19 protein-coding genes and 1 pseudogene are annotated in these 16,564 nt (G+C 60.4%); 11 read left to right on the plus strand and 9 right to left on the minus strand.

What is annotated here, in order from left to right; genetic code table 11:
• The first annotated feature begins 6 nt into the window (after nt 1-6).
• The 5 genes from J3P89_RS05800 to recX all read left to right on the plus strand — a co-directional run bounded on the left by J3P89_RS05800 (nt 7) and on the right by recX (nt 3,272).
• Nucleotides 7-570: a glycoside hydrolase family 19 protein gene (locus tag J3P89_RS05800; RefSeq protein WP_434696964.1), complete on the plus strand. Its 564-nt coding sequence runs from the start codon at nt 7-9 to the stop codon at nt 568-570.
• Nucleotides 552-1,088, plus strand: a complete 537-nt coding sequence (locus J3P89_RS05805; protein ID WP_434696965.1) for a lysis system i-spanin subunit Rz — start codon at nt 552-554, stop codon at nt 1,086-1,088. Before J3P89_RS05800 ends, J3P89_RS05805 begins: the two co-directional genes overlap by 19 nt.
• A gap of 71 nt (nt 1,089-1,159) precedes the next feature.
• Nucleotides 1,160-1,660, plus strand: coding sequence for a CinA family protein (locus tag J3P89_RS05810; RefSeq protein ID WP_434696966.1), 501 nt, complete (start codon nt 1,160-1,162; stop codon nt 1,658-1,660).
• Nucleotides 1,661-1,743: 83 nt separating this feature from the next.
• Nucleotides 1,744-2,796 (plus strand): recombinase RecA, encoded by a 1,053-nt coding sequence (recA, locus tag J3P89_RS05815; protein ID WP_079303629.1) that lies wholly within the window; start codon nt 1,744-1,746, stop codon nt 2,794-2,796.
• An 8-nt stretch (nt 2,797-2,804) separates the two neighbouring features.
• The gene (recX, locus tag J3P89_RS05820; protein ID WP_434696968.1) at nt 2,805-3,272 is read left to right on the plus strand and encodes a recombination regulator RecX; all 468 of its coding nucleotides are present in this window, start codon (nt 2,805-2,807) and stop codon (nt 3,270-3,272) included.
• Nucleotides 3,273-3,316: 44 nt separating this feature from the next.
• On the opposite strand, the gene J3P89_RS05825 is transcribed toward recX, so the two are convergent.
• Nucleotides 3,317-4,435 (minus strand): TIGR00730 family Rossman fold protein, encoded by a 1,119-nt coding sequence (locus tag J3P89_RS05825; protein ID WP_434696970.1) that lies wholly within the window; start codon nt 4,433-4,435, stop codon nt 3,317-3,319.
• Nucleotides 4,416-4,748 carry a hypothetical protein gene (locus J3P89_RS05830; protein ID WP_434696972.1) on the minus strand — a complete coding sequence of 111 codons (333 nt, stop codon included), beginning with the start codon at nt 4,746-4,748 and terminating at the stop codon, nt 4,416-4,418. The genes J3P89_RS05825 and J3P89_RS05830 overlap by 20 nt, the downstream gene beginning before the upstream one ends.
• Before the next feature lie 262 nt (nt 4,749-5,010).
• On the opposite strand from J3P89_RS05830, the gene J3P89_RS05835 reads away from it, so the two are divergent.
• Nucleotides 5,011-5,205: a hypothetical protein gene (locus tag J3P89_RS05835; RefSeq protein WP_434696973.1), complete on the plus strand. Its 195-nt coding sequence runs from the start codon at nt 5,011-5,013 to the stop codon at nt 5,203-5,205.
• On the opposite strand, the gene J3P89_RS05840 is transcribed toward J3P89_RS05835, so the two are convergent.
• On the minus strand, nt 5,206-5,628 hold the full coding sequence (locus J3P89_RS05840; RefSeq protein WP_305499165.1) for a quorum-sensing-regulated virulence factor family protein: 423 nt from the start codon (nt 5,626-5,628) through the stop codon (nt 5,206-5,208).
• Nucleotides 5,629-5,811: 183 nt separating this feature from the next.
• Between J3P89_RS05840 and J3P89_RS05845 the strand changes: the two genes are divergently transcribed.
• The 3 genes from J3P89_RS05845 to J3P89_RS05855 all read left to right on the plus strand — a co-directional run bounded on the left by J3P89_RS05845 (nt 5,812) and on the right by J3P89_RS05855 (nt 7,858).
• On the plus strand, nt 5,812-6,558 hold the full coding sequence (locus J3P89_RS05845) for a tRNA-uridine aminocarboxypropyltransferase (protein WP_434696974.1): 747 nt from the start codon (nt 5,812-5,814) through the stop codon (nt 6,556-6,558).
• A gap of 213 nt (nt 6,559-6,771) precedes the next feature.
• Nucleotides 6,772-7,425 carry a response regulator transcription factor ErdR gene (gene erdR / locus J3P89_RS05850; protein ID WP_434628797.1) on the plus strand — a complete coding sequence of 218 codons (654 nt, stop codon included), beginning with the start codon at nt 6,772-6,774 and terminating at the stop codon, nt 7,423-7,425.
• 70 nt (nt 7,426-7,495) lie between these two features.
• The gene (locus tag J3P89_RS05855; RefSeq protein WP_305499171.1) at nt 7,496-7,858 is read left to right on the plus strand and encodes a diacylglycerol kinase; all 363 of its coding nucleotides are present in this window, start codon (nt 7,496-7,498) and stop codon (nt 7,856-7,858) included.
• 3 nt (nt 7,859-7,861) lie between these two features.
• On the opposite strand, the gene J3P89_RS05860 is transcribed toward J3P89_RS05855, so the two are convergent.
• Nucleotides 7,862-8,788, minus strand: coding sequence for a LysR family transcriptional regulator (locus J3P89_RS05860; RefSeq protein ID WP_181289263.1), 927 nt, complete (start codon nt 8,786-8,788; stop codon nt 7,862-7,864).
• 122 nt (nt 8,789-8,910) lie between these two features.
• Between J3P89_RS05860 and fpr the strand changes: the two genes are divergently transcribed.
• Nucleotides 8,911-9,690 carry a ferredoxin-NADP reductase gene (fpr, locus tag J3P89_RS05865; protein WP_003198368.1) on the plus strand — a complete coding sequence of 260 codons (780 nt, stop codon included), beginning with the start codon at nt 8,911-8,913 and terminating at the stop codon, nt 9,688-9,690.
• Between the two features lie 187 nt (nt 9,691-9,877).
• Here fpr and tsaA read toward each other — a convergent pair whose 3' ends face one another.
• From tsaA to rimO, 5 genes are all read right to left on the minus strand, one after another.
• Nucleotides 9,878-10,576 (minus strand): tRNA (N6-threonylcarbamoyladenosine(37)-N6)-methyltransferase TrmO, encoded by a 699-nt coding sequence (gene tsaA, locus J3P89_RS05870; protein WP_434656137.1) that lies wholly within the window; start codon nt 10,574-10,576, stop codon nt 9,878-9,880.
• A 197-nt stretch (nt 10,577-10,773) separates the two neighbouring features.
• On the minus strand, nt 10,774-11,235 hold the full coding sequence (locus tag J3P89_RS05875) for a DUF1456 family protein (protein ID WP_305499176.1): 462 nt from the start codon (nt 11,233-11,235) through the stop codon (nt 10,774-10,776).
• 64 nt (nt 11,236-11,299) lie between these two features.
• Nucleotides 11,300-12,010: an rRNA pseudouridine synthase gene (locus tag J3P89_RS05880; protein ID WP_434628803.1), complete on the minus strand. Its 711-nt coding sequence runs from the start codon at nt 12,008-12,010 to the stop codon at nt 11,300-11,302.
• 82 nt (nt 12,011-12,092) lie between these two features.
• Entirely contained in the window at nt 12,093-12,566 is a 474-nt protein-coding gene (locus J3P89_RS05885) for a GNAT family N-acetyltransferase (RefSeq protein WP_434628805.1), read from the minus strand.
• 315 nt (nt 12,567-12,881) lie between these two features.
• On the minus strand, nt 12,882-14,222 hold the full coding sequence (gene rimO / locus J3P89_RS05890; RefSeq protein ID WP_434696976.1) for a 30S ribosomal protein S12 methylthiotransferase RimO: 1,341 nt from the start codon (nt 14,220-14,222) through the stop codon (nt 12,882-12,884).
• Nucleotides 14,223-14,557: 335 nt separating this feature from the next.
• Here rimO and J3P89_RS05895 point away from each other — a divergent pair.
• Nucleotides 14,558-16,400 (plus strand): annotated as a pseudogene (locus tag J3P89_RS05895) (potassium transporter Kup).
• The last annotated feature ends 164 nt before the right edge of the window (nt 16,401-16,564 follow it).

A 16,564-nucleotide genomic window follows, 5' to 3' on the forward strand; every position in this document is an offset into this window, starting at 1 on the left:
CCGAACATGGACCTTACGCAACAGCAACTCATCAAGATCATGCCCGACGCCCGCGCCCAAGCGGGCGTTTTTATTCCAGCGTTGAACACCGCAATGTCTCGTTACCGCATTGACACTCCCAAGCGCATCGCCGCATTTCTGGCCCAGGTCGGTCACGAATCGGGGCAGTTGCGTTATGTACGAGAGCTGGGCAGCGAGCACTACCTGAGCAAATACGACACCGGAACCCTGGCCGTTCGCCTGGGCAACTCGCCCCAGCCCGACGGTGACGGTCAGAAGTATCGCGGCCGGGGCTTGATCCAGATTACCGGCCACGACAATTACCTTCGTTGCAGCCTGGGGTTGTTTGGTGACGAGCGCTTGCTGGCCTTGCCCGAACTGCTCGAACAACCGCAATGGGCCGCGCAATCCGCCGCCTGGTTCTGGGCGCAGAACGGCCTGAACGAGCTGGCTGATCGTGACCAGTTCAACAGCATTACCCGACGCATCAATGGCGGCTTGAATGGCTTACAGGATCGCTTGCAACTCTGGGCGCGGGCGAGGGAAGTGTTATGCCAGCCTTCAGCCTGATGCTGTTTTCCTGCCGGACGCTAGGTGTCGTTGTATTGGTGGCGCTGCTGATCGGTGGTCCGGCCATGTTGGCGTGGCGGCTCCAGGACTGGCGGTACGGCAGGCAACTGGCGCAACTGGCGCAGTCGCAGTCCGAGACGCTCAATCGAATGACCCAGGCCGCAGCGAAGCAGCAAAAGGCCGAGCAGGACAAACGCCTCGCCCTGGAACAACAACTCTCCGCCAGCGAACAAACCCACTACCGAGCCTTGAGCGATGCCCAACGTGACCAGGATCGCCTGCGCGATCGCCTTGCTACTGCCGATGTCCGGCTGTCAGTCCTCCTCGACGCCGACGATGTTGCCGCCGGTTGTGCAATGCCTGCCGCCACCGGCACCGGCGGCATGGATCATGGCGCCCCACGCGCCCGACTTGACCCGGCGCATGCTCAACGAATTATCGCCATCACCAACGAGGGCGACCGTGGACTGATCGCCTTGCAGGCCTGCCAGGCCTATGTCAGAGCGTTGGGCCGGTAATCTGCCGGACCTTGCAAGCTGCGGCTGCTGGTGTACGGTAGGCGCCAACCGCGTCGAATCAGGAGAGCAGCATGGATGACATTACCGGACTGGCCGCCGAACTGGGCAGGCGCTTGCAGGTGCTCAATGCCCATGTCACTACCGCCGAATCCTGTACCGGTGGCGGGATTGCCGAGGCGATCACGCGGATTCCGGGGAGTTCGGCCTGGTTCGAAGCCGGTTACGTCACCTATTCCAATCGCCAGAAAACCCAGCAGTTGGGTGTGCCTCCCGAATTGTTCGATAAAGTCGGCGCGGTCAGTCGCGAGGTGGTGGAGGCGATGGCGCGGGGCGCCCAGCAGAAAAGCCTGGCGCGCTTCGCCGTGGCGGTCAGCGGCGTGGCCGGGCCGGACGGAGGCTCGCCGAGCAAGCCGGTGGGCACCGTATGGCTCGCCTGGGGTGTTGGCGAGGCGGTGTTCAGCGAGCAGCGCTTCTTTCCAGGCAACCGCGACGAGGTCCGCCGACAAACGGTGAAGGCCGCGCTAGACGGGCTGTTACAACATGCCGCCACAGAAATCTCAAATCAGGGGTAGGCGATCCTGAATCGCTGTGGAATAATACTGGCTACTTATACAGGTGTTGGCCGTCAGGCCTTATTGATTACGTGAGGACTTTAATGGACGACAACAAGAAGAAAGCCTTGGCTGCGGCCTTGGGTCAGATCGAACGTCAATTCGGCAAGGGTGCCGTAATGCGTATGGGCGATCAGGACCGCCAGGCTATTCCTTCCATCTCTACCGGCTCCCTGGGCCTGGACATCGCGCTTGGCATCGGCGGCTTGCCAAAAGGTCGTATTGTTGAAATCTACGGTCCTGAATCCTCCGGTAAAACCACGCTGACCCTGTCCGTGATCGCCCAGGCTCAAAAAGCCGGTGCGACCTGCGCCTTCGTCGACGCCGAACACGCCCTGGACCCGGAATACGCCGGCAAGCTGGGCGTCAACGTCGATGACCTGCTGGTTTCCCAGCCGGACACTGGCGAACAGGCCCTGGAAATCACCGACATGCTGGTGCGCTCCAACGCGGTTGATGTGATCATCGTCGACTCCGTAGCGGCACTGGTACCCAAAGCGGAAATCGAAGGTGAAATGGGCGACATGCACGTGGGCCTCCAGGCTCGCCTGATGTCCCAGGCCCTGCGCAAAATCACCGGTAACATCAAGAATGCCAACTGCCTGGTGATTTTCATCAACCAGATCCGCATGAAAATTGGCGTGATGTTCGGCAGTCCTGAAACCACCACCGGTGGTAACGCGCTGAAGTTCTACGCCTCGGTTCGCCTGGACATCCGTCGTACCGGCGCGGTGAAAGAGGGTGACGAGGTTGTCGGCAGTGAAACCCGCGTCAAGGTCGTGAAAAACAAGGTGGCATCGCCGTTCCGTCAGGCCGAATTCCAGATCCTGTACGGCAAGGGCATCTACCTCAACGGTGAAATGATCGACCTGGGTGTGTTGCACGGTTTCGTCGAGAAATCCGGCGCCTGGTATGCTTACAACGGTACCAAGATCGGTCAGGGCAAGGCCAACTCGGCCAAGTTCCTGGCGGACAACCCGGAAGTCGCGGCAGCTCTCGAGAAGCAACTGCGCGACAAACTGTTGAGCCCGGTTGCAGACGTCAAGGCCGTGGCCAACCGCGAGACTGCAGACGATCTGGCTGACGCTGACATCTGATCGATCCGATGACCGCCGTACTCGATACCCTCGTCGCAGTGCGGCGAACCGCGATGGACCTGCTCGCAAGACGCGAGCACGGTCGAGTCGAGCTGACGCGTAAACTGCGCCAGCGTGGCGCTCCTGACGAATTGATCGACACGGCCCTCGACCGTTTGACGGAAGAAGGGCTGTTGTCGGAGTCGCGCTACCTTGAAAGCTTTGTTTCTTATCGCGCCCGCTCTGGTTATGGCCCGATGCGAATTCGCGAAGAACTTGGCCAGCGTGGCTTGCAACGACCGGATATCGAACTTGCCTTGCGTGAAAGCGGTATCGATTGGCAGGAACAGTTAATCGATACCTGGCGTCGCAAGTTCTTAGGGCATCTGCCCATTGATGCGAAGGAGCGGGCCAGGCAAGGGCGTTTCCTGGCGTATCGAGGATACTCCATGGAAATGATCAATCGGCTGTTCAGCGGTCGTAGCATGGATGACTAGATAAAACGGCCCGCTATTTCGATAGCGGGCCGTTTTTTTTGGGCTCAAGTCACCTCGATTGGTTCCCAGGTCAACGGGTGGGGCTGGGCGGCAGGCTGGGCCCAGTTTTCCGGTAGGTTGATATAGTCAACCAGTTCTCTAAGTCGACCATGATCGCGGGCGTTGAAGGTGAATGCCAGGCGCGTCAGGTGGCTGAAAGGCGCCTCCTCCGGCTCCTCGCCGCTGTAGGCATGCTGATGGAAGCAGTCGTTCAGGCATAGATCGGCAAATTGGACCTGCATCTGCTGCATCGCCTGTTCGGTGAGCGCATGATTGATGCGGATCACGAACTGATGCTTGAGCCAGCGGCTGGAGTGGAAGTTGCGATAGAACTGATTGATTTCTTCCACCGCATCCTCGGCGGTGTACACCAGGCGCATCAACTTCATGTCGGTAGGCAGGATGTAGCGGTTTTCTCCCAATTGTTCATGGATGAAATCCAGGGCGCTCTGCCAGAATTTACCTCCCGGCACATCCAGCAGCACTATCGGTACCAATGGGCTCTTGCCCGTCTGCACCAGCGTCAAGACTTCCAATGCTTCATCAAGGGTGCCGAAACCACCTGGGCAGAGCACTAACGCGTCTGCTTCCTTGACGAAGAACAGCTTGCGGGTGAAGAAGAAATGGAACGGGAGGAGGTTCTGCGTGCCTTCGACGGTCGGGTTCGCATGTTGTTCGAAGGGTAGGGTGATGTTGAAACCCAGGCTGTGCTCGCGGCCTGCGCCTTCATGGGCGGCGGCCATGATGCCTCCGCCTGCGCCGGTGATGACCATCATGTCCGACCGGGCCAGCGCCGCCCCCAGTTCTCGCGCCAAGCCATACAGCGGATGCTCGATGGGCGTTCGGGCCGAGCCAAAGACCGTGACTTTGCGACGGCCCTTGAATTGTTCGAGGGTGCGGAAGGCATGTTCCAGTTCGCGCAGGGCCTGCAGCGTGATTTTGGCGTTCCAGCGGTTGTGATCTTCCTGGGCCATGCGCAGCACGGTCAGGATCATGTCGCGGTAAATGGGAAGATTGGGACTGTTGGGTGATACCAGGTTGAGTTGCTCTTCGACCTTGCGGGTGAGGTCGTGGCCATGGTTCTCAAAATGCCGACTGAGCAGGTCATTCGGTTTGTAAGGCATTCAGCTTCTCCTTCTGAACAGAACCTGGCCCGAACGAGAGATTCGTCAGGGCCACGGCACTTCCTGTGCCGTCGTCAGCCCGGCGTATGCTCGGGCATTCAACCTGGCTCGACGCAAATTGCAGCAAGGCGATCAAGCCAGCCAACGGATTCTGCTGTTTCCCTTGGATGAAAAAATCAAGCGTCAGGGTATTGGCAAGGGCAGCCTCGTTCTGCCCGGTAACAGGCGATATTTTGAATCTAGCCTCTTGTTGATCATGGCGCTCGCAGATGACGGTTTGCAACCGTAACCTGGCCTTGTTGGAACCCGTCATCACGAGCAGGCTCGCTCCCACAATTGATCTCCAGTGAACATCAGGTGTGCGTTCGGCAAAATTCCTATGGGAGCGAGCCTGCTCGCGAAGGCGTCCGGCGCTCCAGCTCTGATAGTGGGTAATGCGCCGCTCGTCAGTTCACCGACTGGCTACGTCCCGCTCTGATTTACTCAATAACAAGCGTGCTGACGTTATTCGACGTCCAGGGTTGGGCGTCCACGCCGGGGAGTTAAGCATTTTCGGGGGCAGGGAGGCGGGAGAAATGACCAGGGTAACTCTGGAATTCGACAAGCAGTTGTACCTGATGCTGTTGGAAGCGGCTCAGGCCAATCAGTTGAGCCTTGAAGAGGAGTGCTGCCGTCGGCTGGAGGGCAGGGAATGGCGCTCGCGCTATTTGCAGGCGCTGGTGGCGGAACTGCGCGCCGACGATGAGCAGCGGCGCGCCAGCTCGGGTTGATTATTTCTTGGTCTTGGCCGGTTTCGGGCAGTCCGATTCCTGGAAGCGTTCGGTGGCGACCGGACGATTGGTCTTAACTTCGGTGAATTCGTAACGCATGGTTGCGCCCTTGGCCATCAGCTTGCGAAAGCCTGGGTTGGTGCACACCGTGGAGCCCAGCTGGAAGTAGACCGCCTTGGGGTCGGCGCGCATTTTCTGGGCGTGGCTGCTTTGCACGCTGAGATGGTTGATCAGCTCGGTGCCTTCGACGGTATAACCCTGGTCGAGAATGTCTTCGTTGATGGCGCGCGGAGTGCCGACGCTGCTTTGCGTGGCCACGTTCTGCAGCATCTTGTTCAGTTCGAGTTCTTTCAGCGACGCGGCCTGAGCGCTGATGGACGTCGCCAGCAGAACGGCAACGGTTGGGACGATAAGGCGCAGCATGAAACTCTCCTGGTTCAGTGACAGGGGGTTCGACCGGTCACGTGACTGTGCGTTCAGTGGCGGCGATTATAGGGGAGCCCGGGTAGACGGTACAGGCTTGCGCGCTCTGGTAGACTGCCGGGCTCTGTTGTCCTGCCGAGTGTTGTTCGTGTCGAGTTCTCTTGTCCGTGGGCGTCGCCCGCTATGACCCATGCCCCCAACGCCGTAGCCCGCCTGCGCGACCAGCGCGTCGACGATGGCATCAAGCCGCTCCAGGCCCGTGGCTGGCGCGCGCCTCGTTGCAGCGCGTGTCGGGTGATCGAAAGCCATTGCTTGTGTGCCTGGCGCCCGAGCGTCGAGACCCGTTCCGGGGTCTGCCTGATCATGACCAACAAAGAAGTCTTCAAGCCGAGCAATACCGGTTGGCTGATCGCCGATGTGGTGCGCGACAACCATGCCTTCATCTGGTCGCGTACCGAGGTCGACGGGCAATTGCTGGCTTTGCTGAATGACTCGCAGTGGCAGCCTTATCTGGTGTTTCCAGGCGAGTATGTCGAACCGTCCCGTGTCACCCACACGGTGGCGCTCGATCAGGGCAAGCGTCCGTTGTTCATTCTGCTGGACGCGACCTGGACGGAAGCGCGCAAGATGTTTCGAAAAAGCCCGTATTTCGATCGATTGCCCATTCTGAGCCTGTTGCCCGACAAGTTGTCTCGTTATCGCTTGCGTCGCTCGACCCGCAGCGAACACCTGTGTACCGCCGAAGTGGCGGCGCTGTGCCTGGAACTGGCGGGGGACAGCGACGCGGCGTCGGCCCTGGACGCCTATTTCGATGTGTTCAGCCAGCATTACCTCGGCGCCAAGCGCCAGCAGGAGGTGAACGAGTCCACGCCGGCCCATGCCGAGCTGCAGCCCTTCGTTCGCGCGGCTCCTGCGCTGTTGGCCGAGTAGTGGCCCATACTGGATAAGGCCGTGACCGTGCTGCTTGACCACCCCGGCTTCGCTGGGCATGCTGGGCGCCGACCAGGGTGCGGCTGGAGTTTGAAACGCTGTGATTGGCGTTGAACGTGCCCCCTGTTGATACCGCTGCATGGCGGTGTCTTGAGTTGTTCGGCGAGGCGCGAATGCATCGGGCCTGCCACTAAAAACAGGATCATTGGAAAAATGGCCACATACGAAATCCTGATTGCCGATGACCACCCGCTCTTTCGCAGCGCGTTGCATCAGGCAGTGACCCTGGGCCTTGGCTCGGATGTCCGGTTGACGGAGGTGGCCAGCATCGCAGAACTGGAAAGCCGATTGGCTGAAAAGGCCGACTGGGACCTGGTGCTGCTGGATCTGAACATGCCCGGTGCGTATGGTTTTTCTGGCCTGGTGCTGTTGCGTGGGCAATACCCGCAGATTCCGGTGGTGATGGTCTCGGCCCAGGAAGAGGCCTCGGTGATGGTCAAGGCCCGCGAGTTCGGCGCCAGCGGGTTCATTCCCAAATCCAGCTCCCTGGAAATGATTCAAAGAGCGGTGAAGGCCGTCCTCGATGGCGATGTATCCTGGCCGCCCCAGGCGTTCGAGGCAGTGAGTGTTTCCGCGGAAGCCAAGGCCGCCAGCGAAGGGCTGGCCAGCCTCACACCGCAGCAATTCCGGGTGCTGACCATGGTCTGCGAAGGCCTGCTGAACAAGCAGATTGCCTATGAGCTGAACGTGTCCGAGGCGACTATCAAGGCCCACGTTACGGCGATCTTTCGTAAACTCAACGTGCGCACCCGAACGCAGGCGGCGTTGTTGCTGCAACAACTCGAGTCAATTTCGCCGCAGTCGTAGTGTCTGAATTCACGCTTTTTTGACTGCGGTTCCATTAGCTTCTCCATTCCTTTCGATCAGTGCCTACCTTATGTCACCTTTTAAAGGCCAAACCGGCCTGAAACGCATCCTCAATGCCTCCGGCTATTCCCTGGACGGCCTGCGTGCGGCGTTCGTTGGCGAAGCCGCTTTCCGTCAACTGGTGCTGCTCAATGTCATCCTGATTCCGCTGTCGTTCTTCCTGAACGTCAGCCGCGTCGAGCAGGCCTTGCTGATTGCGGTGTGCCTGCTGGCCCTGATCGTGGAGTTGCTGAACTCGGCGGTGGAAGCGGCCATCGACCGCATTTCCCTGGAGCTGCACCCACTGTCGAAAAACGCCAAGGACATGGGCAGCGCCGCCCAGTTGGTCGCCCTGACGATGATTGCGTTGGTTTGGGGCCTGATACTGCTCTGAGTTTCAGGCGATGGCGGGAAGGACGATCTCGTCGCTACGCTGCACCCCGGCGGTGAACGCCCGGCACAGATCAAGAAACTCACGCATGGCTGATGTCTGGTATTTCTGTTTGTGCCAGATGAAATAAAATTGCCGCGCCAGATCCATGTCCGGGGTCTCCACGGCCACCAGGCTGCCGCGGCGAAAGGCGTCACGCAGAGCCAGGCGCGAGATACAGCCAATCCCCAGGCCGGACTCCACGGCGCGCTTGATCGCTTCGGTGTGTTCCAGCTCCAGGCGGATATTCAACGCGCTACGGTGGTGACGCATGGCCTGGTCGAAGGTCAGGCGGGTGCCGGAGCCCTGTTCCCGCAGTATCCAGGCTTCGCGGGTCAACTCCTCCATGGTCGCCTGGCCGCGTTTGGCCAATGGATGCTGGGGCGCGCAGAACACCACCAATTCGTCCTCGACCCAGCTCTGCACCTCGATGTCCGGGTGGCTGCAGTCGCCTTCGATCAGACCCAGATCAATTTCATAGTGAGCAACCTGGTGCACGATGTTGGCAGTGTTTTGCACATGCAGCTTCACCTGGCTTTCCGGATGGCGCTGCATGAAGCCGCCGATCAACAGGGTCGCCAGGTAATTGCCGATGGTCAGGGTGGCGCCGACCGCCAGTGAGCCGAAGCCGGACTTGCCGTTGAGCAGGTCTTCGATCTCCTTGGCCTGGTCCAGCAGCGCCACTGCCTGGGGCAGCAATTGCTTGCCGAGGGCGTTGAGGCTCAGGCGTTTGCCGGCGCGGTCGAAGAGCTGGCAGCTGGACTGGCGCTCCAATTCGGTGATGGAAGTGCTGGCGGCCGACTGCGACAGGTTGAGCAGGCCCGCGGCACGGGACACGCTTTCCTGCTGGGCGACGGCGACGAAGACTTGAAGTTGACGTAGAGTAAATCGCATATCGATATAACCGATAACCCTTATCTTAATAATCCATTTAACAGATATTGTCGCCGCGATTAGAATGCGATGCAATTGCGCAGATTATCGGCGCAGGCATCATTTCCAGGAGTCCCCCGTACATGAGCAACATGAACCACGAGCGTGTCCTCAGTGTTCATCACTGGAACGACACTCTGTTCAGCTTCAAGTGCACCCGCGATCCGGGCCTGCGCTTCGAGAACGGTCAGTTCGTGATGATCGGCCTGCAGCAGCCCAACGGCCGCCCGCTTATGCGCGCTTACTCGATTGCCAGCCCGAACTGGGAAGAGCATCTCGAATTTTTCAGCATCAAGGTTCCCGACGGTCCGCTGACTTCCCAACTGCAGCACCTGAAGGAAGGTGACGAGATCATCATCAGCAAGAAGCCTACCGGCACGCTGGTGCTCGACGACCTCAAGCCTGGCAAGCATTTGTATCTGCTCAGCACCGGCACCGGGCTGGCGCCATTCATGAGCGTGATCCAGGATCCGGAAACCTACGAGCGTTTCGAGAAAGTGATCCTGTGCCACGGCGTGCGTTACGTCAATGAAGTCGCCTACCGCGAATTCATTACCGAGCATCTGCCACAGAACGAATTCTTCGGCGAAGCGCTCCGCGAAAAGCTGATCTACTACCCGACCGTGACCCGCGAGCCCTTCGAGAACGAAGGCCGCCTGACCGACCTGATGCGCAGCGGCAAGCTGTTCCGCGACATCGGCCTGCCACCGATCAACCCGCAGGACGACCGCGCCATGTTGTGCGGCAGCCCAAGCATGCTCGACGAGACCAGCGAAGTGCTCAACAGCTTCGGCCTGACCGTTTCGCCGCGTATGCGTGAGCCGGGTGATTACCTGATCGAGAGGGCGTTTGTAGAGAAATAAACCGCGGTTCATGCGGTGGCTGACCTACCGCCTTCGCGAGCAGGCTCGCTCCCACAAGGTTTTGTAACAACTCGACCAAATGTGGGAGCGAGCCTGCTCGCGAAGAAAGCAACTCGGTTCGGCAGTAGCCCACAAAAAAGCCCGCGCCGCCTGATCCAGGCCGCGCGGGCTTTTTCGTTTCCGGCGATTATTCCTGCGCCGGAATCACTTCCAGTACCCGAATCAATCCCGGCTGCGGATAATGCCAGCGCACATCCAGGTCCCAGAACTGCGCGCCGTATTCCCGTTCGGCTGCGGGGACCTGATACGCCGGACGTGGATCCTGGGCCAGGCATTGTTCGATCAACTCCACCAACGGCTCTTCGAGACGCAGGGCATGCTCGCGGGCTTGAAGCAGGGCTGAGTCCGCCCATTGCACCGGAATCAATGCAGGCGCTGCGCTGGCGATGCTGTTCGTCGCCGAGCCGATGATGTCGGCGTAGGGCACGTAGGGCTTGATGTCCAGCACTGGCGTCGCGTCCAGCAGATCGATGCCCGAAATCCACAGCCGACCCGCTTCGACCCGTTCCAGCTTCACCACTGACTGACCGATGCCGTTGGGGCGATGGGTGGCGCGGGTGGCGAATACGCCCATGGACTTGTTGCCGCCCAGTCGGGGCGGACGTACCTTCAATCTTGGTTTTTCCTCCAGGGCCTGGTGGAACAGGAACAGCAGCCAGACATGACTGACCTGCTCCAGGCCCTGCACCGCTTCGCCCTGGTCGAACGGCGCCACCAGCTCCAGCACGCCACGCGCGGCCGGGGCCAGGTGTGGCTGGCGCGGAATGGCGAACTTCTCCTTGAAGCAGGAGCGGACGAAGCCGATGGGGGAGACGTTGTAGCTCATGGGTTGGAATCGGAGCGAGGTTGAAAAGACATCATAACGCGAAGGGCCAGGTTGGCTCTGTTCTCTGTGGCGAGGGAGCTTGCTCCCGCTGGGCTGCGAAGCAGCCCCCCTGGTTTTGTCTGACATACTGCGAGGGGACGCTGCGCGTCCAGCGGGAGCAAGCTCCCTCGCCACAAAGGCCCAGGAGGTCTGGAAAGTCAGCCGCGCACGCGCAGCGTCAGGCCCTTGAGGAAATTGCGCAGCAACTGGTCGCCGCATGGGCGATAGTTGGTGTGGCCGAATTTGCGGAACAGCGCGCTCAACTCCGGCTTTGATACCGGGAATTCGGCGGCCTTGAGAATGGCGTGCATGTCGTCTTCCTTCAGCTCGAACGCCACGCGCAGTTTCTTCAGGATGATGTTGTTGGTCACCGGCACTTCGATCGGCTGCGGCGGACGGCTTTCGTCCTTGCCGCGCTTGAAGATCACCAGGCCATCGAGAAAATGCGCCATGACCAGGTCCGGGCAGAACACAAAGCCTTCTTCCTCGTCTTTCTTGAGGTAGCCAGTCAGGTCTTCCAGGGAAACATCCAGGCCGCCCAGCTTGATGATCTCGATGACTTTCTTGTCGCTGATGTCGAGCATGTAGCGCACGCTGCGCAGTACGTCGTTGTGAATCATGAGTGCAGTCCTGATCAATCGGCAGTGGGCGCCCCAGCTCGGTGTGGCGCCAGTAAAGTCGTATCTAGAATTTTTCTTTGGCGGACAGATAGCGCCATTGGCCCAACGGCACCTTGCCGATGGACACGCCGCCGATGCGAATGCGGCGGATAGCGACGACCTTGAGGCCGACCGCCTGGCAAAACAGTGCAATGGCGCCTGGTTGCGGATTTTTCATGGCGAAGCGCAGGCGGTTTTCGTTCTGCCAGCTGGCCTTGACCGCAGGCAATTCCTTGCCTTTGTAGGTCAGGCCGTGGTTCAGGCGATTAAGACCGTGGGCGACCATTTCACCCTCGACTTCGACCACGTATTCCTGCTCGATCTTGGCCGCGTCGGCGGTGAGCTTGCGCAGGATCTTCCAATCCTGGGTGAACACCAGCAGGCCGCTGGCATTGGCCTGCAAGTCGGCGCTGGCGGTCAGGCGCAGAAAGTGGCCCTTGAGCGGGCGCTTGCCGAAGCGATGTTCGTCGCTCAGGGTCTCCGGTCCGAGGGTTGCCATGGCGGTGTCGACGTCCATGCCCGCCGGGACGTTGAGCAGGATCGTCACCGGCTCCGGCGCAGTGGCCTTGGCTTGCGGGTCGAGTTCGACCTTCTGGCCGGTGACCTTGAACTGCGGCTCGTCGATCACTTCGCCGTCCACGGTGACCCAGCCGCCCTCGATGAACAGCTCAGCCTCCCGACGGGAGCAGCCGACGAGTTCGATGAGGCGTTTGGAGAGACGAATCGGGTCAGTCATGACGGGGCCGTAACAAAAAGAGGGTGGGCATTGTACCTGTCTGGCGCCGGTTAATCGCGGGTCCATTTGCCTCAGGCAGCTTTTAGCCGCGTCCGGCCTTCAGGTCGGCTTGTTTGTAGCGCATGTGCAGCAACGGGTACGGCTGGTTCATGCCATCCCGTGCGGAACGCCCGACCACTTCAAAGCCTTGCTTGAGATAAAAGCCCAGGGCTTGCGGGTTCTGTTCGTTGACGTCCAGCTCGTTGGCGTTCAGGTGCTCCATGGCATAGCGCAGCAGTTGTTTGCCCAGGCCTTGGCCCCGGTGTTGCGGGTCGATGAAGAGCATTTCGATCTTGCCGGCCGCCACACCGGCAAACCCGGTGATGCGTTGACGGTGGTCGCGAGTACAGATCAGCATCACCGCGTCCAGGTAACGGGTGAGTACCAGGTTCTTCAGCAGCTCGATGTAGCTGTCCGGCAGGAAGTCATGGGTAGCGCGTACCGACGCTTCCCAGACCCGGGTCAATTCCTCGTAATCGCTCGGTTTCGGTGTGTGGATGACCGAATGCTGACGCATGTCCGCCTGTTCCTTATGGTGGAATGTTATGTCTGCATACGATAGCCGTAAAAAAGCCCCGCATCTTGTTACAGAGCAGGGCTTCATGATTTTTTAAGTCCAGGGCACCCGGAAAAGTATGCACATTCCCGTGGCGAGGGAGCTTGCTCCCGCTGGGCCGCGAAGCGGCCCCAAAAACTGTCGCATGCGGAGCGTCAGTCACACCGCACCCGCCGGTTTACGACCGCTTCGCAGCCGAGCGGGAGCAAGCTCCCTCGCCACGGGTACAGCATTTTCCCTGAGTGAACCGCATTACCCCTTGAGTCCAGGCCCTGCTCAACCGATCTGCTCAGCCCACAAATCATACTCGTCGGCGTCGGTGACCTTGCACCAGACCTTGTCGCCCGGCTTGAGGTTGCTGCCGTTGTCGATGAAGACGTTGCCGTCGATTTCCGGGGCGTCGAAGAAGCAGCGGCCCACGGCGCCTTGCTCGTCGACTTCGTCCACGAGCACTTCGATTTCACGGCCGATGCGCATTTGCAGGCGGGCCGAGCTGATCGCCTGCTGGTGCGCCATGAAGCGTTCCCAACGGTCCTGCTTGACTTCGTCCGGGACCACGTCCAGGTCTAGGTCGTTGGCCGGTGCGCCTTCGACCGGCGAGTACTGGAAGCAACCGACGCGGTCGAGCTGGGCTTCGGTCAGCCAATTCAGCAGGTATTGGAAGTCTTCCTCGGTTTCGCCGGGGAAGCCGACGATGAAGGTCGAGCGGATGATCAGGTCCGGGCAGATTTCGCGCCAGTTCTTGATACGTGCCAGGGTCTTGTCTTCAAAGGCCGGGCGCTTCATCGCCTTGAGCACTTTCGGGCTGGCGTGCTGGAACGGGATGTCGAGGTACGGCAGGATCTTGCCGGCGGCCATCAGCGGGATCAGCTCGTCGACATGCGGATACGGGTAGACGTAATGCAGGCGGACCCAGACGCCGAGGCTGCTGAGCGCTTCGCACAGCTCGGTCATGCGGGTTTTCACCGGCGCGCCGTTCCAGAAACCGGTGCGGTATTTCACGTCGACACCATAGGCACTGGTGTCCTGGGAAATCACCAGCAGCTCCTTGACGCCAGACTTGACCAGGCGCTGGGCTTCGTCGAGTACATCACCGACCGGACGGCTCACCAGCTTGCCGCGCATCGACGGGATGATGCAGAAGCTGCAACTGTGGTTGCAGCCTTCGGAAATCTTCAGGTAGGCGTAGTGACGCGGGGTCAGCTTGATGCCTTGCGGCGGCACCAGGTCGATCAGCGGGTTGTGGTCCTGGCGCGGCGGCACGACTTGGTGCACGGCATTGACCACTTGTTCGTACTGCTGCGGACCGGTCACCGACAACACGCTCGGGTGCACGTTGCGGATGTTGCCTTCTTCCACGCCCATGCAGCCGGTCACGATGACCTTGCCGTTTTCCTTGATGGCTTCGCCGATGACTTCGAGGGATTCGGCCTTGGCGGAGTCGATGAAGCCGCAGGTGTTGACCACTACCACGTCGGCGTCCTGGTAGGTGGACACCACGTCATAACCTTCCATGCGCAGTTGGGTCAGGATGCGCTCGGAGTCGACCAGAGCCTTCGGGCAACCCAGGGATACGAAGCCAACCTTCGGGTTGGCTGGCGCGGGAGTGGTGGACATGTCTAACCTCGGTATAAGGGGGATCGTCTCGTGCGAGACAGGGCGCCTGACGCGCCTCTGATCAAAAAGTGCGCAATTCTATCCATGGCGGGCGCACTTGACCAGCTTTATGCAGGGAAAAACGACGAGTGCTGCGCTATGCTTCGCGCCTTTGCCTTCTGGCGATTGCTACAGTCAACAAAACGTCTGTAACAAAGCGTAAAACAGCGCATGCTGCGGCACAAAGCGTACGGCTTCTTTTACAGAGAAGACAGATCGGGAATCAGGAGTGTTGGATGGGTCATGCAAGTAGTCAGGCGGCGACTGCCGAGCATTCGGCAACGAAGCCGCTGAGCATGCTGGTCGCGGCGGTCGGAGTGGTATATGGCGACATCGGCACAAGCCCCCTGTATACCCTGAAGGAAGTGTTTTCCGGCGGCTATGGCGTGCCGGTCAACCATGACGGGGTGCTGGGGATTCTGTCGCTGATTTTCTGGTCGCTGATCTGGGTCGTGTCGATCAAATACATGATGTTCGTCCTGCGCGCCGACAACCAGGGCGAGGGCGGGATCATGGCCCTGACCGCCCTGGCGCGGCGGGCGGCGGCCGGCAGGGCGCGGTTGCGCACGTTGCTGGTGATCTGCGGCCTGATCGGTGCGGCGCTGTTCTATGGCGATAGCATGATCACCCCGGCGATCTCGGTACTGTCGGCGGTGGAAGGCCTCGGCCTGGCATTTGAAGGCATCGATCACTGGGTGGTGCCGCTTTCGGTGGTGGTGCTGGTCGCGTTGTTCCTGATCCAGCGCCACGGCACCGCGCGGATCGGCATTCTGTTCGGCCCGATCATGGTGACCTGGTTCCTCGTGCTCGGCGCCTTGGGCGTGTACGGCATCGTTCAACATCCGGAGGTGGTGCAGGCGGTGAATCCGGCCTGGGCCGTGCGTTTTTTTTGTCGTCCACCCGGGCATGGGCGTGGCGATCCTTGGCGCGGTGGTGCTGGCGCTGACCGGGGCTGAAGCGCTGTATGCCGACATGGGGCATTTCGGTCGCAAGCCGATCGCTCGCGCCTGGTTTATCCTCGTGCTGCCGGGCCTTATGCTCAACTATTTCGGCCAGGGCGCCTTGCTGCTCGGCGACCCTGAAGCGGCGCGCAACCCGTTCTATCTGCTGGCGCCGAGCTGGGCATTACTGCCATTGGTGGGCCTGTCGACCCTGGCGACGGTGATCGCTTCGCAAGCGGTGATTTCCGGCGCGTTCTCGCTGACGCGCCAGGCAATCCAGCTCGGCTACATCCCGCGCATGTACATCCAGCACACCTCCAGTGCCGAACAGGGCCAGATCTACATCGGTGCGGTGAATTGGTCGTTGATGGTCGGCGTGGTGCTGCTGGTGCTGGGCTTCGAGTCGTCCGGAGCGCTGGCTTCGGCCTACGGCGTGGCGGTGACCGGTACGATGTTGATGACCACGATCCTGGTCTCCGCCGTGATCCTGTTGTTATGGAAATGGCCGCCGCTGCTAGCGGTGCCGGTGCTGTTCGGTTTCCTGCTGGTAGATGGGCTGTACTTCGCCGCCAACGTGCCGAAGATCATCCAGGGCGGCGCGTTCCCGGTCATTGCCGGTATCGCCTTGTTCGTGCTGATGACTACCTGGAAGCGCGGCAAACAACTGCTGGTGGAGCGCCTGGACGAAGGTGCGTTGCCGTTGCCGGTTTTCATCAGCAGCATCCGCGTGCAACCTCCCTATCGTGTGCAGGGCACCGCGGTGTTCCTGACCGCGCGCTCGGATGCCGTGCCCCACGCGCTGTTGCATAACCTGTTGCACAACCAGGTGCTGCACGAGCAAGTGGTGTTGTTGACTGTGGTCTACGAGGACATTCCCCGCGTACCGTCGCAGCGGCGCTTCGAGGTCGATGCCTACGGCGAGGGCTTCTTCCGGGTCATCCTGCATTTCGGCTTCACCGACGAACCGGACGTGCCCCAGGCGCTCAAGCTCTGCCATCTGGATGAACTGGATTTCAGCCCGATGCGCACGACGTACTTCCTCAGCCGCGAGACCGTCATCGCCTCCAAGCTCGAAGGCATGGCCCGCTGGCGCGAGTCGCTGTTCGCCTTCATGCTTAAGAACGCCAACGGCAACCTGCGCTTCTTCAATCTGCCGTTGAACCGAGTGATCGAGTTGGGGACGCAGGTGGAGATGTAGGCTTGTAGACTGAAAACCCCTATTGCCTTGCGGCGGCAGGGGCTTTTTGGCTACTGCTGCTGATGCCGGGGCGAAACCCTTGTGGGAGCGGGCTTGCTCGCGAAGGCGGTGGGTCAGGTTGTATTGATGTCGACTGTGCCGATGTCTTCGCGAGCAAGCCCGCT

Origin of the sequence: Pseudomonas sp. Z1-14 (genome assembly GCF_051132005.1) — a bacterium.
In the GTDB taxonomy this organism is placed as follows: domain Bacteria; phylum Pseudomonadota; class Gammaproteobacteria; order Pseudomonadales; family Pseudomonadaceae; genus Aquipseudomonas.

Bases quoted from the DNA above. Each gene is read 5' to 3' on its own strand.
- J3P89_RS05800 (WP_434696964.1), top strand. From the start codon at position 7: ATGGACCTTACGCAACAGCAACTCATCAAGATCATGCCCGACGCCCGC.
- J3P89_RS05805 (WP_434696965.1), top strand. From the start codon at position 552: ATGCCAGCCTTCAGCCTGATGCTGTTTTCCTGCCGGACGCTAGGTGTC.
- J3P89_RS05810 (WP_434696966.1), top strand. From the start codon at position 1,160: ATGGATGACATTACCGGACTGGCCGCCGAACTGGGCAGGCGCTTGCAG.
- recA (WP_079303629.1), top strand. From the start codon at position 1,744: ATGGACGACAACAAGAAGAAAGCCTTGGCTGCGGCCTTGGGTCAGATC.
- recX (WP_434696968.1), top strand. From the start codon at position 2,805: ATGACCGCCGTACTCGATACCCTCGTCGCAGTGCGGCGAACCGCGATG.
- J3P89_RS05825 (WP_434696970.1), bottom strand. From the start codon at position 4,435: ATGCCTTACAAACCGAATGACCTGCTCAGTCGGCATTTTGAGAACCAT.
- J3P89_RS05830 (WP_434696972.1), bottom strand. From the start codon at position 4,748: ATGACGGGTTCCAACAAGGCCAGGTTACGGTTGCAAACCGTCATCTGC.
- J3P89_RS05835 (WP_434696973.1), top strand. From the start codon at position 5,011: ATGACCAGGGTAACTCTGGAATTCGACAAGCAGTTGTACCTGATGCTG.
- J3P89_RS05840 (WP_305499165.1), bottom strand. From the start codon at position 5,628: ATGCTGCGCCTTATCGTCCCAACCGTTGCCGTTCTGCTGGCGACGTCC.
- J3P89_RS05845 (WP_434696974.1), top strand. From the start codon at position 5,812: ATGACCCATGCCCCCAACGCCGTAGCCCGCCTGCGCGACCAGCGCGTC.
- erdR (WP_434628797.1), top strand. From the start codon at position 6,772: ATGGCCACATACGAAATCCTGATTGCCGATGACCACCCGCTCTTTCGC.
- J3P89_RS05855 (WP_305499171.1), top strand. From the start codon at position 7,496: ATGTCACCTTTTAAAGGCCAAACCGGCCTGAAACGCATCCTCAATGCC.
- J3P89_RS05860 (WP_181289263.1), bottom strand. From the start codon at position 8,788: ATGCGATTTACTCTACGTCAACTTCAAGTCTTCGTCGCCGTCGCCCAG.
- fpr (WP_003198368.1), top strand. From the start codon at position 8,911: ATGAGCAACATGAACCACGAGCGTGTCCTCAGTGTTCATCACTGGAAC.
- tsaA (WP_434656137.1), bottom strand. From the start codon at position 10,576: ATGAGCTACAACGTCTCCCCCATCGGCTTCGTCCGCTCCTGCTTCAAG.
- J3P89_RS05875 (WP_305499176.1), bottom strand. From the start codon at position 11,235: ATGATTCACAACGACGTACTGCGCAGCGTGCGCTACATGCTCGACATC.
- J3P89_RS05880 (WP_434628803.1), bottom strand. From the start codon at position 12,010: ATGACTGACCCGATTCGTCTCTCCAAACGCCTCATCGAACTCGTCGGC.
- J3P89_RS05885 (WP_434628805.1), bottom strand. From the start codon at position 12,566: ATGCGTCAGCATTCGGTCATCCACACACCGAAACCGAGCGATTACGAG.
- rimO (WP_434696976.1), bottom strand. From the start codon at position 14,222: ATGTCCACCACTCCCGCGCCAGCCAACCCGAAGGTTGGCTTCGTATCC.